The following is a 15,896-nucleotide window of genomic DNA, read 5'->3' on the forward strand; positions in this document are numbered from 1 at the left end:
TATGCGATATGCCTGGCCATGGGAGCTGCGCCGCGCCGGCGTGCTCAATATGAATAAGCGCAATATCGACTACATAGGTCGCTATAATCCGCGCAAATATTACAAGCGGGTGGACGATAAGCTCACCACCAAACAGCTTGCGCTTGCCAACGACATTGCCGTGCCCGATCTGATTGGTGTGGTGAAAGAGCAGCATGAAATCGCCGATATTCCGGAGATGGTGCTGGATCGCAGCGGCTTTGTGATCAAGCCTGCCAAAGGCTCTGGCGGCAAAGGGATTTTGGTGATCACCAAAGTCGAAAATGGCCGTTATTTCAAGCCAAGTGGCAATGAAGTGACCCCAAGCGAAATCGACCGCCACGTGTCCAACATCCTCAGCGGCCTGTTCTCACTCGGCGGTAAGCCCGATGTGGCCATTGTGGAAGGCCTTATTCAGTTCGACCCTGTGTTCGATGGCTTTAGCTACGAAGGGGTGCCGGATATCCGCCTGATTGTCTTTAAAGGCTACCCGGTGATGGGCATGCTGCGCTTGTCCACCGCTGCCTCTGACGGCAAGGCCAACCTGCACCAGGGCGCCGTTGGCGTTGGCATCGACATCGCCACAGGTAAAGGCCTCAGGGCGGTGCAGTTTAACGAGCCAATCGAGTTTCATCCCGATACAGGGCGTCGCCTGATGGATATTCAGGTGCCCGATTGGGATGTGCTGCTGAGAACCGCCTCCAGCGCCTACGAGATGTGCGAGCTTGGCTATCTTGGCACCGACATGGTGCTCGACAGCGAAAAAGGCCCGTTACTGCTTGAGCTCAACGCCCGCCCTGGCCTTGCCATTCAAATCGCCAACGGCAAGGGACTCCTGCCACGGCTCAAACACGTTGAGTCACTTGGCAACCACACCCCTTCAGTGGATGACAGGGTCGCCTATGCGAAAATCCATTTTGGCGCTGGCGCTGATTTCTAGCGCCCACGTCTCTTCTGCTGTTGCCGAACCCTTATCGCTGCTGACACATCAGTGTCAGCAGCTCTCTTTTGCGGGCGACTTCAGCCAAAGGTTCGCTGAAAACAACGCAAGGGGCAGCGCCGAACAGGCCCGAGACTTTGACCGTCTCACGCTTGGGCTGAATAACCTTGCCGATCAGTTGAGTTACTTCCTGGCCAAGCCCCTACCTTCTGCGGTGCGGGACTCACTGCTGAGCTGCCAAATCCGTTTAGCCGATGAGGTAGCAACTATCGTCGCCAGTCCTGCGTTTTCACGCTTATCTGCAAGCTTTCGTGAAACCCAAGACAGCGAAATTGCCGCGCTTGGCAACGCCATGGCCTTTATGGCCCTGAGCCAACTGCCGCAGGATGACAAAGCAAGGCTACATAGCGGTGAAGCAAGCTTTATGTCTCACCGGCGCCGGGAGGGCTTTTCACTCAATACCGCTCCCGAGTGCAGTATTGCCGGACACCACACCAGCGGCGCCGACACGGCAGCTGCCGAAGAAGCACAAACCGCGCCGGTTTCCATCGAGCGCCAGATGGCCAGCTATCTTATCCATCAGCCCGACTCACACTGCCGGGAGCTTGCCTGGAAAGCGTTCCAGCGGCGTGATAACAGCAGCGGCAGTGCAAGCCTTGCGCTTATTCAGCAAATCCGTACGGCGCAGGCAAGGCGCGCGGGGTTTGCCAGTTTTGCTGATCTGCAGCTAAGCAGAAGCTTTCTTGATACCCAGGAGCGGGTAAATGACTTTTTGGCCAGCACTCGCCCAGCGCCAGCTCTGGCTCCCTGGAACATTGGCCTGGCTCTCAAACAGGCAGAAAACCACACTGACACCCTGGACAGCGACAGCTTCCTGAGTCAGGCACTTGCTGCGCTCGGTGATTTTGGCATCCAGGCCGAAGCCATTCATTCCAGACATTGGCGTTTGTGGCTCGATGGCCGTCTGCTTGGCGAACTGATGATTGCCGACGGCGCCAAACCGCGCCTCGACATGACCCGGCGCGCAGTCTTCACTCGTCAGTTTGCTCAGGGGCTGCTGAGTATGCCCAAAGCACTCAAAGGCGCCGAACAGGCCGAGCGCCTGCTTCAGACGCTTAGCGATGCCATCAGCCAGATGGCGAGCAGCCAGCGCTATTACCTGCTAAGCCGCGATAGCCTTTCGCAGGAAACCCGGCAACTGGCAAGTCAGTGGCTGGCTCAAACGCTGGCTGCCAAGCTGGACACCGCGATACCACCAAAATCCGAGCGGGAAGTGCTCGCAAGTTCCCATGGACTCGCCCAGGAGTATTACCGCGCCGCACTGGCGCTGGCCTTTTTCAGCAATTCAGACAGTGCACCTGACCCCTTCTCAACCCATTTTCAGGGTGAGTGGCAAGACAGAGACAGCCAATATCAAAGCAGCTCGGCATTGATGCAGGAAGGGGCTTTGCTGTATCGGCGGCTGTGGTATTTACGGCTTTCACATTACCTGAACCAACACGCACAAGTTAGCGAACACGATATCTTCACCCGGCTTTTGGTCAACCCCGAGCAACTTTCCCTCGACGCCTTACTGGCGCAAATCCTCGGGCACAGCATAAGCCGCGACGAACTGATAAGGAGCATTGCCCATGACATTCACTAAGGCTCTTATAGGTGCAGCGCTGGGAAGCGCTCTTTTAAGCCCGCTGTCATTTGCCGCCAGCCAGGCCGATATCGACCGGGTCTACAACGCCATACAGCAAAACCTTGAAACCCACCTGTATCAATTACCGCCACGGGTTCAGGGTCATTACGGCATTCGCATGTACCGCATGACCGGCGATGACAAATACGCCAACGCAGCCCTGGTCGACTTGTTTGCCGTTACCGAGGCCCAAAGCTTTTACGCCTGCAATCTGGAGAAACCCGGTTTTATAGAAAAAGCATCGGAGGAAGCCATTAGCGTTCTGGGCAAAGGGCCAAGGGCCAAAGCCCGCAAGAAGGCGCTGGAAGACATTCCCGAGTTTTTGTTTTTTACCGACGTATTACTGCGATTTGGCAGCAGGATCGATGAATTTGGCCTGGAAGGCCCCTGCCACCAGCAGATGATAGCCGCGCTCAAAAGTACCGATTTAAAGAAAGGCCTGACCTCACCCGACATGATTGAAGCCTGGGCTGCACAGCTGGCCAACTATGTGTATTGGGCAAAGCAGCTGGGAGTGGGCGATTATCTCAAAGAGTACCGGGATGCCTTCAATGCCGTGTATCCGGCTTCGCGGGACAAGGAGCTTGATAAGGCGCAGTTTCGAAACAAGCTTTACGGCATGACCCACTTCATCTTTGCCGCCAGTGGTTATTACCAGACCGAGGTGGATGCAAAAGAATTTGCCTGGGTGCTGGATTACTTCGAAGCCAATATCGAGCGGATCCTGACCGACGCCACCGATGACATCATTGCCGAAGTCGGAGTCAGCTTCCTGCTGGCGCAGAAACCTTCCCATCCTGTTGTGGCCAAAACCCGCGACCATATCGTCAACGCCTTCGATGAAAAGCACAATATCATTCCCTCGCCCAAAGGAAATCCAGATCTGGCCCTTGGTGAGCACAGAAATATGCTGGCTATGATGTTGCTGCGCTGGCCTGAAAAGCTCACCCCTGGCCCCATGTTGGCCGAGCTCAAAGCCACCAGGAAGTATTTACCGATGCAGGTAAGCGAAAAAGCGGCGAAAGCCAAGGAAAATGCTCAGGGGAAAGACGCCAAATCCAGGACAGAGAAAAGCGCGAAATAACGCCAAACCCGCTCAGCTTTCATTAAAACCGCGCCAAGGCGCGGTTTTTTATTGCAAAAAATCGAAGTAAAGGTGCAGTATCTAACTAAATCCTTTCGAATCTTTGACTATGCACAGAGCCAAATCCACCCTCGAGCAATGGCGCATTCTGCAGGCCGTGGTTGACCATGGCGGTTATGCCCAGGCCGCAGCGGCACTCAATAAGAGTCAGTCCTCATTAAACCATGCGGTGGCCAAGCTGCAGCATCAGCTGGGGGTGGAGCTTTTGGAAATTCGGGGGCGCAAGGCTTATCTCACCAATCGCGGTGAAGTGCTGCTAAGACGCAGTCGATACATCACACAATCGGTGATGGAGCTTGAGCAGCTCGCATCAAACCTCGAAAAAGGCTGGGAACCTGAAATCACCATCGCCCGCGAGATCATTTACCCGATGGATAAACTGATTGCCGCCATTAACCGTTTTTTGCCCAATTGCCGCGGTACCCGGGTGACTGTGATTGATTCAGTGCTGGCAGGCACGCACGAGCTGGTACACGACAAGAAGGTCGATATTGCCCTGTGCGGCGGCAATCCGCCTAAGGGATTTCTTGCCCAGCCACTGTGCACCGCCGATCTGGTGCTGGTTTGCCATCCGTCCAACCCGCTGGCGGCCGAACCCAAAAACCATGACGACAAGTCACTTGCCCAGCATTTACAAATCGTTATACGTGATACGGCCTATAAATCTGCCACCGATATCGGATGGCTTAAGGCCGAGCAGCGCTGGACTGTAAGCAATTTCCACGAAGCCAAAGCCATTTTGGCCTCAGGCAGCGGCTTTTGCTGGCTGCCCAAAGAAATGGTGGAAAAGGAGCTGAGGGATGGCGAGCTAGTCAGGCTGTTTTTAATTGGCAGCGAATGCAGGCGCGTGCCGATTAACCTGATTATTCCCAGCAGGGACGATCAGGGACCCGCCGGACGGGCGCTGGAAGAGCTGATTTTGGCACAGCACGGTATTTCAGACCGTCAGTGATACTCCGGATGAGCGTCGGTCGTCCTCGTTAGCGGACTCTTCTTCAACGGCATTGAGGTAAGCCAGAATCGCTCTTGGTGGGCCCAGCAAGCTGATATCCACCGCCTTTTTGGCACTCTGTGGATTATCGGTGCTGTCATCTTGATTGTTGTCTGTGCTGGAAGCGGTACTGTCAGCGGTCGCTGAAACTGCCGCTGTCGATGAACTCTCTCCTACCTGTGTTTGTTCAGTGTCATCATCCGTGATTGAAATGGTTTGTGCCAAAGACGCCCTCACCCGCTCGCTGATTTGCTCAACCACGGCATCCTGCTTAGTGTCTTTTACCAGCGCGCCCGTTTCATCCAGGCTACCACCAGCAAGCGTAGGGGTTACAGGCTCAAAGGCCGGTAGTTCATCAATGGCGTTATCGGCACCAAGCAGCGGTGCCAAAGCTTCTTTGTCTGGCATGGCTGCCTGACGCTCTTCCACAAGCGACTCTTTTGCGGTGTTGATTTTACGCAGTGCTTCGGCCGCCACCATCAAATCGGCCTGGGAAGGGTTAACCGGCGCCATCGCTGCAGCATAGACCTGCTGCATCTTATTGATAGTCGCCCGGGCATTGCCGTGTACCGGCGCGATATCGATAGAGACTTCACCGCCGGTGGCGTAGCGCTTGCCATCGGGGCCCACTTCGTATTCAAAATTGGGTGAACGGGCGTATTGCCCCCCTACCGCCGCATGGGCGCGTTCATGGGCGTGTACTTCTTCCTGACGTGCTTCGAGTTGCCTTACTTCCATTGCTTCCCGGGCCATGGCCTGCGCCTCACGCTGGGCATTGGCCTTGGCTCTGGCGTCATCTTCAGTATCAGTTCGGGATGGCTCGGTGCTGCTGCGCGCGGCGGTATCTTCAAACACCTTACTGAGCTGCTCTCGCCTGGCGGCGTCTTTTTGCTGTTTGTCTGCCTGAGCCTGCTGTTCGCGCTGTGCAGCCTCGGCTTCTCTATTGGCGGCTTCTCTATTGGCGGCATCTCGGCCCACGTCATCAGCCGCAGCTGTCTCTTGAGCGTCTTGAGTGGAGCCATCCCCGCCAACGACCACTGGTGCCGCAGATGGGGCTGCTCGCTGCTCATTAAATGTAGATGGCGTTTGCGGCGACAGACGGGGGGTCGCATCTGGCACGCCCGGCTCCATACTAAAACCACTCGTAGTGCCGTTTGATGCCGCTTGCGCCCCACCAAACACCAACTCAGGTGACGTCACAGCGGCTGCAGATGAGGGCGTTACCGGGGAAACTCCCATTCCACCGGCCCGATCACTGCCGGGGCCAGTGCTGAATGAACCACCGAGCCCCGCATTTACTGCAGCTGTTGTTGTACCTGGGAGAGTACCTAAGGCCTGGCCAGTGCCCAGACTAAAGGATGGGCTATCAGCCAATGCTGTCAGCGCTATATCAGCGGTTTTGGGCGCATATTGCGCGGCTGAACCAGCACTATCTGCTAAACCGGAACTGTTGCGTGGCTCAGATGACATTACTGGCATAGCTGCGATGGATTGCGGGCCAGTGAGCAGATTGAAAGAAACAGGCGGCGCAGCTGGCGACGATGGCGATGCCAGGGTCGCAGTGCCTGAACCAACACCCGTTGGGACTTCGGCCAGGGAGTCGCTATCAAAGCTGACAGCGCCAGCCGCAGTTGGGCTTGAGCCTGAACTTGAGACTTGACTTGAGCCCAGGCTTGAAACTGGACCTGAACCTGAATTTGCTCCCGAGCTTAAACGCGGACTCGGCAGAACGCTTTTTGCATCAGCAGAAGCGCCGCTTAAGGCTTTACCACCTATCGATGCTGGCGTCATTGCTGCCGCTGACATGCTTGCAGCATTTGAAAAGCTGCCAGCAACAGGCCCGGCGGTTGTAACGACGGCACTGGGTTGAGAAGAAATAGCTGAAGATGAAATCGACGATGATGAAATAGCAGAGGGAGGAGATGAAAGAACGCGCTTTCCCTGCGTGGCAGTAGATGCCCCGTTAGGTGCAGCGCCCTCTTCTCGCCCGGAGCCTAAACTCCTGAGCTGATTAGCTGACGCCGTTTGGGTAACAGACAGCGTCGAAGAAACCATGGCGGTTACACTGTGATATCTATGATGGTACCGATAGTCTCGTCGGCCGTTTCAATAACCTCGGCCGAGGCTTCTGCCTGATTAACCGACTGAGTGGCTTTCACCAGAGCATCGGTCTTGTCCGGCGCATCAGCCTTAAGCTCAGCGCTCTGCTGGGCAGGTTCGCTACGGGCGACATCAATGGTTGCCTGGGTTAAACCGCTTTGCGCGCTGTTGAAGCCATTAACACCCGATACAGATGCAGGTGGGATTTGCATGGTCCCCTCCTTAACAGGTTTTGGTGATCGGGTTAATTATTGGCCAAAATGGCGGTAATTGCCAGTAAAAATGCACCCAGTCAAGGCCGAATGAGCGCCTATTTACCACTGAGATTCCCAATCTTTCCACACAGGGTTCAGACCCCTTGATTTCAGCACGGCGGCGATTTGGGATGCGCTTCGGTCATCACTGATTTCAAACTGATCCAAATGGGTATCCGGCTCTGAATAGCCCCCCGGCGACGTGGCACTGCCAGCGCTGGTTTGGGTGATCCCAAGGGCAAACAGATTGTCACGAAATTCAGGCCGTTCGCGGGTGGAAAGACTGATATCCAGCGCTTCATTAAACAGCCTGAAGGCGCAGATAAGCTGCACCAAGCCTTTATCACTTATCTCGGTTTTGGGCGCCACGCCGCCGGTGCAGGGCCTGAGCCTTGGCAGTGAAATACTGTAGCGGGTGCGCCAATATTTTCGCTCAAGATAATCAAGATGATAACCCATCAAAAGCGCATCCAGGCGCCAGTCATCGAGCCCCAGCAGTACCCCAAGGCCAATTTTGTCGACCCCAGCCAGCGCCAGTCTGTCGGGCGTATCCAGGCGCCAGACAAAATCCATTTTTTTGCCGCGGGTGTGATGCTCAGCGTAGGTCACGCGCTGATAGGTTTCCTGATAAATCATCACTGCATCAAGCCCGAGAGTTACCAGCTCGCGGTATTCAGGTTCACTGAGCGGCTGAACCTCCATCGCCACGTAGGAAAACGCGCGCTTTACCTCGGGCAACACCTTACGGAAATAGCCCATACCGACCTTGGTTTCATGCTCGCCGGAGACCAGCAGCACTGAGTCATAGCCCATGGCCTTGATGGCGGCCATTTCGCGGGTAAGTTCGGTTTCATCAAGGGTCTTGCGCTTAATGCGGTTACTCATTGAAAAACCGCAGTAATCACACTCGTTTGCACACAGGTTGGATAAATATAGCGGCAGATACATACCCACACTGGCACCAAAGCGCTTACGGGTGAGCTGCATGCTTTTTTGTGCCATCTGCTCAAGATAAGGCTCGGCCGCAGGCGACAAGAGTGCCAGCAGCGCATTCAGGTTGCCCGCCGGTGCCCGCAGCGCCGCCTCCACATCCAGCGCTGTGGCCGAGTAGAGTTTAAGCCGCAAACTGTCGGGGTTCAGGCGCGCAAATGCCTCAGAGAAATAGCCCTGGCTCATGACAGCTTTTCCGCCATGCCTGAACTTACCAAATCCGTGGCGGATGAGTCTGTATTTAAAAAGCCGGTCAGTGGGCTGGTTTCTTGGGCATGCAGGCTTTTACTGCCAAGCCCGGCCAAATAGGCTTCTCGGCCAATTTGCACCGCCAGCGCAAAGGCTCTTGCCATACGCACAGGGTCGGCACTCGAGGCAATGGCGGTATTAACCAGCACGGCATCGGCGCCAAGCTCCATCGCCTCACAGGCGTGGGAAGGCGCACCAATGCCCGCATCCACCACCACAGGAATGCTCGCCTGCTCAATGATGATTTTCAAAAACTCCCGGCTGACTAACCCCTGATTGGAGCCAATGGGGCTGCCAAGGGGCATGACCGCCGCGCAGCCAATCTCTTCCAGGCGTCGGCACAGCACAGGGTCAGCATGCACATAAGGCAGCACCTTAAAGCCCTGGCTCACCAGCTCTTTGGCGGCGGCAAAGGTTTCCATGGGATCTGGCATCAGATACTTGGGATCCGGGTGGATCTCAAGCTTCAGCCACTCTGTGCCCAGCATTTCCCTGGCAAGCGTAGCTGCGAATATCGCTTCTTTGGCATTGCGGGCACCGGAGGTATTGGGCAATAGCCGAACGCCGCGCTCCAATAGCGGCGCCAGGATATCATCGCTGCCGGCTTTAAAATCCACCCGCTTCATGGCGAGGGTCACCAGCTCACTGCCGCTGGCGGTAATGGCTTCCTGCATCAACTTACCCGAAGCAAACTTGCCTGTGCCGGTAAACAGCCTGGAGCCAAATTCCGTTTCTGCAATGTTCAGCATTTCAGCCTCCTGCCACTGCTGCAAAAAGTTCAACCGCATCATTGTGTTTAAGATGAATATGTTCCCAGCGATGCCGCGGTACCACTTCACCGTTGAGCACCAACGCAATATGGCTATCGCGCTCGCAGTGATGTTTAACCAAGCTGGCCAGATCCTGGCCGTCGTCTATTGGATGGGATTGTCCGTTAACACTGATACTCAGCATGCCTTGCGCTCCTTGTCCTTACCGCAAACCGGGCAAAGGGGATCGGCAGGCACCCTGGCTTCATGCCAGCGAAAATGCCTGAAATCGAAACGTTGCAGGCGTCCAGCCTCGCAGGGAAATTGAAGCAGTTCATTCAAACAAAGTTGTGCCTGCATCGTGGCGACAATGGCCACAGCGGGCCCCATTACCCCGACAGAGGCGCAGTTTTGCGCCGAAGTGGTGCCTGGCGGGAACAGACACTGATAGCAGCCGCCTTCACCGGGCCGCTGCACAAACAACAGCCCGTCAAAACCGGCAATGGCGCCACTGATAAGCGTTTTGCCTTTTTTAGCGCAGTACGCGGAAATCAGATGTCGCGCCGCAAAGTTATCGGTGCAATCAAGCACCAGTCCGGCGTTGTCGAGCTGAGCTAACGTCTCACTGTTAAGCTCGCCGCACACAGATACCTTTAAGCCTGGTTCTCGGGACTGTAAGCGCGCGGCCGCGACCACAGCCTTGGTTTTGCCCAAATCAGCGTCGCAAAACAGCAGCTGGCGCGGCAGGTTTGAAAGCTCCACCCTATCGCCATCGAACAGTGACAAATGCCCCACTCCCGCCGCAGCTAGCAGCATGGCCGCCTGACCGCCAAGGCCACCCACACCCACTATGGCCACGTGGGAGTTCCTTAATCTGAGCTGCCCGGCTTCGCCGCATTCCGGCAACAGAATTTGCCGCGAGTAGCGGATAAAGTCTTTATCAGCGAGCATTCCGCTTCTCCCAGGCATCAGCGAGTGCGCGAAAGGCCGCCGCCGGTTCGCTTGCTTCGGTCACAGCACGCACCACGGCAATGCTGTCCACGCCTGTAGCAGCGACCTTGGGTAAATTACCCGCCTCTATGCCGCCAATCGCCACGGTTGGCACAGCGGTGCTGACAATCTTCGCGAGCAGTGCCAGCGTCTCCAGCCCCTGTGGTTTGGAAGGCATTTCCTTGGTGGTAGTGGGAAAAATATGCCCAAGGGCGAGGTAGCTCGGGTTAAGCTCAAGCGCCAGCAAAGCCTCAAACAGCCCGTGACTCGACAGCCCAAGGGCCATGCCAGCTTCAGCGATGGCATCCAGCGGCACAGTTTCTATATCTTCCTGCCCAAGATGCACCCCAAAAGCGCCATGGCTGATGGCAAGGCGCCAATGGTCATTGATAAACACGCGCGCCTTATGCTGCCTGCCAAGGGCAATGGCGCGGATGATGTCCGCTTCTGCTGCGCTGCCCGGGCTAATCTCGCCCTTGATGCGCAGCTGAATGGTGTTGGCACCGGCCTCAAGCAATGCTTCAAGCATATCGATATCGGCCACCACGGGATAAACGCCCACATCACGCCCAAGGCGGGTAAACGCCTTGGTTGGCAACCTGTGACTGCGGCTCTCATGCAAACGATGAATCGATGCCATAGCGGCAAGTGACTCAGGCATGCCGGTTCGGGCCAGTGGCCCGGGGCCTGCACCTACAGCACTTGCTTGCCTGAGCCCCTCAAATACATAGGCTTTGGCCAGCAGCACCGCATCGGGCAGCACCAACCCTTTGGCGACAAAGGCGGCAATGGCACTTGAAAGCGTGCAGCCGCTGCCGTGATTGTGCACAGTCGCGACTCGCTCACCGCTGAGCCAAAATCCTTGACGCCTGTGGAGCGGCGAAATGGTAGCGATATCACCCAGCAGCAACAGATCCCTGGCATTCGACTGCTGCCAGGGGCAATCACCGCCTTTGGCAAGCACGCTGCCGCCAAAGCGGCGCCACAGTCTGTCGGCGGCAATTGCCAGGGCATCATCATCTGCCAGCAACTTGCCGGTCAGACGCGACAGCTCCGCCTTGTTGGGGGTGATAAGGCTGATTTTTCCGGCAAAGGGACTGAAATCGAGCCCGCTGACAGACGCTGCTCCTTGAGAGCACGATGCCGCCTGCTGCAACTCGTCACCGCAGGAGGCCACCATCACAGGGTCAAGAATAACCGGCACGCCCGGCAGATTATCGCCAAGCCAGTGCGCCAGAAGCTCAAGCTGCGCCTGATTGGCGATAAGGCCGATTTTCACCGCAGCCGGGTACAAATCTGCCTTCAATGCCTCAAGCTGAGCCGCAAGCATGGCCGGGCTTACCGGCTCGACCGCCATCACCGCCACCGAGTTTTGCGCTGTGATGGCGGTTATCACGCTGCAGCCATGGCAGCCAAGGTCATGCAACGTCAGCAAGTCGGCCTGAATACCTGCGCCGCCGCCACTGTCGGAGCCAGCGATGGTCCAGACCACTGGCCTTGCCGCCAGTTCGCTTTCATTCAAGGGATTTGCAGCCATAGCCTTGCCCTCGCCCATTTACACCAGTTCCTGCTCGGCCTTGCGCGCCGCATCGACGTGGGCCTCGCTGTAAAGTGCGCTACCGGTTTCTTTGAAGGTGGCCGACATCTTGTCCATACCCGCCTTGGCATAGCTTTCGGCTTTGGAATAACTTTCAGCCGCGCCCACTTCCACCGTTTGTACAGCGTCCGGGTGCTTGTTGGCAGGATTCTCCAAGCTGGCTGCAGACTCTAAACTGGCAGCATAGTCACGTACGTCCTGGGTGATTTTCATTGAGCAGAACTTGGGGCCGCACATGGAGCAGAAATGGGCCACCTTGGCCGACTCCTGCGGCAGGGTCTCATCGTGATAGGCTCGGGCAGTATCGGGATCGAGCCCGAGGTTGTACTGATCTTCCCAGCGAAACTCGAATCGTGCCTTGGAAAGCGCGTTGTCGCGAATTTGCGCGCCGGGATGCCCCTTGGCCACATCGGCTGCGTGGGCGGCAATCTTGTAAGCGATAAGGCCTTGTTTTACATCTTCCTTGTTGGGCAGACCCAAGTGCTCCTTGGGCGTTACGTAGCAGAGCATGGCGCAGCCGTACCAGGCAATCATCGCCGCGCCAATGCCCGAGGTGAAGTGATCGTAGCCCGGAGCAATGTCGGTGGTCTGGGGGCCGAGGGTATAAAACGGCGCCTCGGCGCAGTGCTCAAGCTGCTTATCCATGTTCTCTTTGATGAGCTGCATCGGAATATGGCCCGGGCCTTCGATAATGGTTTGCACATCGTATTCCCAGGCGATTTTCACAAGCTCGCCAAGGGTTTCGAGCTCAGCAAACTGGGCTTCGTCATTGGCATCGGCAATGGAGCCCGGGCGCATGCCATCACCCAGCGACAGCGATACATCATAGGCGGCGCAAAGCTCGCAGATCTCACGGAAATGGGTGTAGAGGAAGTTTTCCTGATGGTGACTTAAGCACCACTTGGCCATGATGGAGCCGCCGCGGGACACTATGCCGGTAACCCGCTTGGCGGTCATGGGCACGTAGCGCAAGAGCACACCCGCGTGGATGGTGAAGTAATCCACCCCCTGCTCGGCCTGCTCAATCAGGGTGTCGCGGAACACTTCCCAGTTAAGATCTTCGGCGATGCCGTTAACCTTCTCCAGCGCCTGATAGATGGGCACAGTGCCAATGGGCACCGGTGAGTTGCGCACAATCCATTCGCGGGTCTCGTGAATATAACGGCCGGTGGACAGGTCCATCACAGTATCTGCGCCCCAGCGGGTGGACCACACCAGTTTTTCCACTTCTTCCTCGATGGAAGAAGTCACCGCCGAGTTGCCGATATTGGCGTTCACCTTCACCAAAAAGTTGCGGCCAATGATCATAGGCTCAGCTTCAGGGTGGTTGATGTTGGCCGGAATAATCGCCCGGCCACGGGCCACTTCGTCACGGACAAACTCAGGAGTGATGGACTTACCAACCAAAGCACCAAAGGCTTCGCCGGGCTTTTTGCGGTTAAGCTGCTCGTCGGTCACTTCATCGCGGGCCATGTTCTCACGAATGGCGATGTATTCCATCTCCGGGGTGATAATACCCTGACGGGCATAGTGCAGCTGGGTGACCCGCTTGCCAGCCTTGGCGCGGCGCGGCTTTGGCAGCACGTCAAAACGCAGGTGATCCAGCCCCTCATCGGCGAGACGCTGCTGGGTAAAGTTGGATGAGGCGCTGTTAAGCTCTTCTGTATCGCAGCGCGCTAAAATCCAGCCCTCACGCAGTTTTGGCAGGCCGTGGCGCACATTGATTTCAGCTTCGGGATCTGAATACGGTCCGGCGCAGTCGTATACCTTGATGGGCGGATTGGCCTCGAAGGTTTCTTCGCCGCGGGTGTTCACGATGCGGGTATCGGTTTGATGAATTTGACGCATGCCCACCTGGATATCAGGCCGGGAGCCTTCAATAAAAATCTTTTCGGAATTGGGGCGGCGCAGCGGCTTTAAGTTATCGATAAAGTCCTGGGCGGCTTTACGGGTTTCGCGGCGGTTTGACATCAGCAATCTCACTTTTGGTTTCAAAATGGAGTTGCTTGTCGGGGGAGAAAATTGAGCAGTTGAATCAGCGGCGACGACAGTTTTTGCAGTGTTTTCAGCGCTGTCTGGCGTCTCATTCACCCCGGTTGCCTGGCACACTCTCGGCATTTTTTGCTGAGTTTTTGCGTTGCTGGCCACTTGGTCATCAGTTTGCGGTGGGCTTTCGCCTCATTTTCCCGCTTATCTTCCGGTTTATCTTCCGGCTTAGGCTGCTGACACTAACTGGGGTGGATTTGATGCTTGTTTCCTTCGCAGGTTCTAACCTGATCAGGTTCAACGGATCCCGAATAAACGGTCTCAGCCCTAAGGCACTCCGACAAGTGCTGGCAGTATAGGCTTAAGCGAAGGCCAATGACAATAGCCACGAATGGGAAATTTATTCACAAAAGCAATGAGGCATTAATTACCTTTATTTCAACAAGATTAGTCAATTTGAAGTCATTAGGATGAAAATAGTTCAACGCAAATCCTGCTTGCCCATCAATGCAAGGTACTTGTTGATACCTTCCTTGAGGGCCTTTTTTACCCTGTCCTCACCACAGCGAAATGGAAAACCCAGGTTTTCGGCATGGGGATTAATGGGCGTTGGCACCTTCACCACCCGGTAGCAGGTATCGCCGGATTTCACGATACGGTTGGGATCTATGTCGGAATCCAGGGTGTTGGGTTTATAGAAATCATCGGCGCTTGGTACCAGCAGCACTTCCATCTCGGGCAGAAGCTCTGACATGCCACGCCCCGCCGCATTCATGTGAACGGTCTGCTCGTCGGCGTAACTCTGCGATAAGGCATTCAACGCCTGAGCGTTTTGGCGCGCCATAAAACGGCTGGCGGGAGTCGAGAAATCAAGCTGACTCTGCTCAGATGGTGCGGGCGTCTCTATCGGCGGCAGAGATTCCCGCCGAGCCTGCTGCGCCGGTTCAGCTATAGGCTGTGCTGGGGGCGGTTCATCTTTGATAGGGGCAGGCTCTTTTGGTGCTGTAGCCAAGGTTGGCTCGACAGGCGTTTTTTGCTCGTTCACTTGCTCACGCTCAACCTGTTCGGGTTCGGGTTCGGGTTCGGATTGAGGTTTGACTGCAGCGAGCTCCGATGGATTCGCCTCTGGCGGCTGTTCAATTGGCTGTTTTGGCGCGCTGAACACCAAATAGGATTGCAACGCCTTGGGCTGGTTGGCGCGCTCATCCAGCGCCGCGCTTAATGAACCCAGCTGCGGTGCCAACTGCCAGGCAAGCAGCCCCAAAACGGCAAGGTGCACCAGGGTAACGGGCAGCAGCAATTTAAGCGGCAGTGTCTGCCTAACGTCGATTCTGTCGCGCTCCTGGGTTTTATCTTGCTGTGCAGTTTGTTCTTGTTTTACGGTTTCTTCTTGTTCAACAGTTTCTTGCCGCGCCCCGGCATCCTGTCGCGTAAAAGCCGTGAAAGCAGGAACCACTATAGAGCCGCTGTTATGGTCAGTGCGCTCAATGCCAAGGTTAAGATTGTCACCGCCTCGGGCAGGCAAAACGGGGGCAGCCAGGTGCAGCGGAGATACATCCTTCGGGGTTCGAGTGGCAAACAAGCTCAGCGAAGCCACGTAGCCATCATCCTGCCTGTCGTGCCGATGGGCATGGATAGGCTGCGGCGCAGGTGCCAAGGAGCAGCCCGATCCGTTCGATTTATCCTCTTCAGCACATGCTTCGTGGCCACCGGATTGAATGCACGGATCCTGCATACCCGGTGTTTTCAATTGGGGATTGCGGCTGGAGTCATTGCTGTTACTGCTGTTGGTCAAACGCCTTTCCTTTTCCCTGGGCTCTTGCGTGAGCTTTTCCCTGATTTTCTGGCCTTTTGGCTGGGCTCGGTTTTGCTTTATTTGTGCTGGGGGCTTAGGTTCCTTCTCGAGCTTCGAGCTTCAGCCTTCAGTACACCTGAGACTGTGAACTGTGCCCAGAGTCCGGTGCCAATGTCGTTTCTTTTGCCCTGGAACCATTAGCTGAACTTACCAAGCGAACTAAATTGCAGCGCCTGATAATTCACCCGCTTAAAGCCGCCATTAACCATATCGCTATTGGAACAGAGCCAAGCTGCAAAAGTTCCTGATTGGTTATCATCTCGCGCAGCCTGCTGCCTATCTTAAAGGGGGAAGATTTTGCCTTGCCCAAAAGCACCTAATTCAATACATTGATTTAAAACAGATA

At 55.9% G+C, this 15,896-nt stretch carries 13 protein-coding genes and 1 riboswitch; of the genes, 4 read left to right on the top strand and 9 right to left on the bottom strand.

What is annotated here, in order from left to right:
- The first annotated feature begins 1 nt into the window (after nt 1).
- The 4 genes from STH12_RS07665 (at nt 2) to STH12_RS07680 (ending at nt 4,741) form a co-directional block, all read left to right on the top strand.
- Complete coding sequence (locus STH12_RS07665; protein WP_126167000.1) at nt 2-958, top strand: alpha-L-glutamate ligase-like protein; 957 nt, start codon at nt 2-4, stop codon at nt 956-958.
- Nucleotides 921-2,603: a M3 family metallopeptidase gene (locus STH12_RS07670; protein ID WP_164551163.1), complete on the top strand. Its 1,683-nt coding sequence runs from the start codon at nt 921-923 to the stop codon at nt 2,601-2,603. The genes STH12_RS07665 and STH12_RS07670 overlap by 38 nt, the downstream gene beginning before the upstream one ends.
- Complete coding sequence (locus STH12_RS07675) at nt 2,590-3,729, top strand: DUF3541 domain-containing protein (RefSeq protein ID WP_126167002.1); 1,140 nt, start codon at nt 2,590-2,592, stop codon at nt 3,727-3,729. Before STH12_RS07670 ends, STH12_RS07675 begins: the two co-directional genes overlap by 14 nt.
- A gap of 109 nt (nt 3,730-3,838) precedes the next feature.
- Nucleotides 3,839-4,741 (top strand): LysR family transcriptional regulator, encoded by a 903-nt coding sequence (locus STH12_RS07680; RefSeq protein WP_126167003.1) that lies wholly within the window; start codon nt 3,839-3,841, stop codon nt 4,739-4,741.
- Here the strand turns inward: STH12_RS07680 and STH12_RS07685 are convergent.
- The 9 genes from STH12_RS07685 to STH12_RS07725 all read right to left on the bottom strand — a co-directional run bounded on the left by STH12_RS07685 (nt 4,727) and on the right by STH12_RS07725 (nt 15,490).
- On the bottom strand, nt 4,727-5,899 hold the full coding sequence (locus STH12_RS07685; RefSeq protein ID WP_164551164.1) for a putative metalloprotease CJM1_0395 family protein: 1,173 nt from the start codon (nt 5,897-5,899) through the stop codon (nt 4,727-4,729). The two genes, STH12_RS07680 and STH12_RS07685, sit on opposite strands and share 15 nt — an antisense overlap.
- Before the next feature lie 941 nt (nt 5,900-6,840).
- Entirely contained in the window at nt 6,841-7,092 is a 252-nt protein-coding gene (locus STH12_RS07690; protein WP_126167005.1) for a chemotaxis protein, read from the bottom strand.
- 102 nt (nt 7,093-7,194) lie between these two features.
- Nucleotides 7,195-8,310 carry a 2-iminoacetate synthase ThiH gene (gene thiH / locus STH12_RS07695; RefSeq protein ID WP_126167006.1) on the bottom strand — a complete coding sequence of 372 codons (1,116 nt, stop codon included), beginning with the start codon at nt 8,308-8,310 and terminating at the stop codon, nt 7,195-7,197.
- On the bottom strand, nt 8,307-9,122 hold the full coding sequence (locus STH12_RS07700) for a thiazole synthase (RefSeq protein WP_126167007.1): 816 nt from the start codon (nt 9,120-9,122) through the stop codon (nt 8,307-8,309). Before STH12_RS07700 ends, thiH begins: the two co-directional genes overlap by 4 nt.
- Nucleotide 9,123: 1 nt before the next feature.
- Nucleotides 9,124-9,327 carry a sulfur carrier protein ThiS gene (gene thiS, locus STH12_RS07705; RefSeq protein WP_126167008.1) on the bottom strand — a complete coding sequence of 68 codons (204 nt, stop codon included), beginning with the start codon at nt 9,325-9,327 and terminating at the stop codon, nt 9,124-9,126.
- Nucleotides 9,321-10,073, bottom strand: a complete 753-nt coding sequence (locus STH12_RS07710; protein WP_164551165.1) for a HesA/MoeB/ThiF family protein — start codon at nt 10,071-10,073, stop codon at nt 9,321-9,323. The genes thiS and STH12_RS07710 overlap by 7 nt, the downstream gene beginning before the upstream one ends.
- Nucleotides 10,063-11,649, bottom strand: coding sequence for a thiamine phosphate synthase (thiE, locus tag STH12_RS07715; protein ID WP_126167010.1), 1,587 nt, complete (start codon nt 11,647-11,649; stop codon nt 10,063-10,065). The genes STH12_RS07710 and thiE overlap by 11 nt, the downstream gene beginning before the upstream one ends.
- 18 nt (nt 11,650-11,667) lie before the next feature.
- Complete coding sequence (gene thiC / locus STH12_RS07720) at nt 11,668-13,680, bottom strand: phosphomethylpyrimidine synthase ThiC (protein ID WP_126167011.1); 2,013 nt, start codon at nt 13,678-13,680, stop codon at nt 11,668-11,670.
- A gap of 266 nt (nt 13,681-13,946) precedes the next feature.
- Nucleotides 13,947-14,045, bottom strand: a riboswitch (TPP riboswitch).
- Nucleotides 14,046-14,176: 131 nt separating this feature from the next.
- The gene (locus STH12_RS07725) at nt 14,177-15,490 is read right to left on the bottom strand and encodes a hypothetical protein (protein WP_126167012.1); all 1,314 of its coding nucleotides are present in this window, start codon (nt 15,488-15,490) and stop codon (nt 14,177-14,179) included.
- Nucleotides 15,491-15,896 lie beyond the last annotated feature (406 nt).

The organism is Shewanella khirikhana (assembly GCF_003957745.1).
GTDB lineage: Bacteria > Pseudomonadota > Gammaproteobacteria > Enterobacterales > Shewanellaceae > Shewanella > Shewanella khirikhana.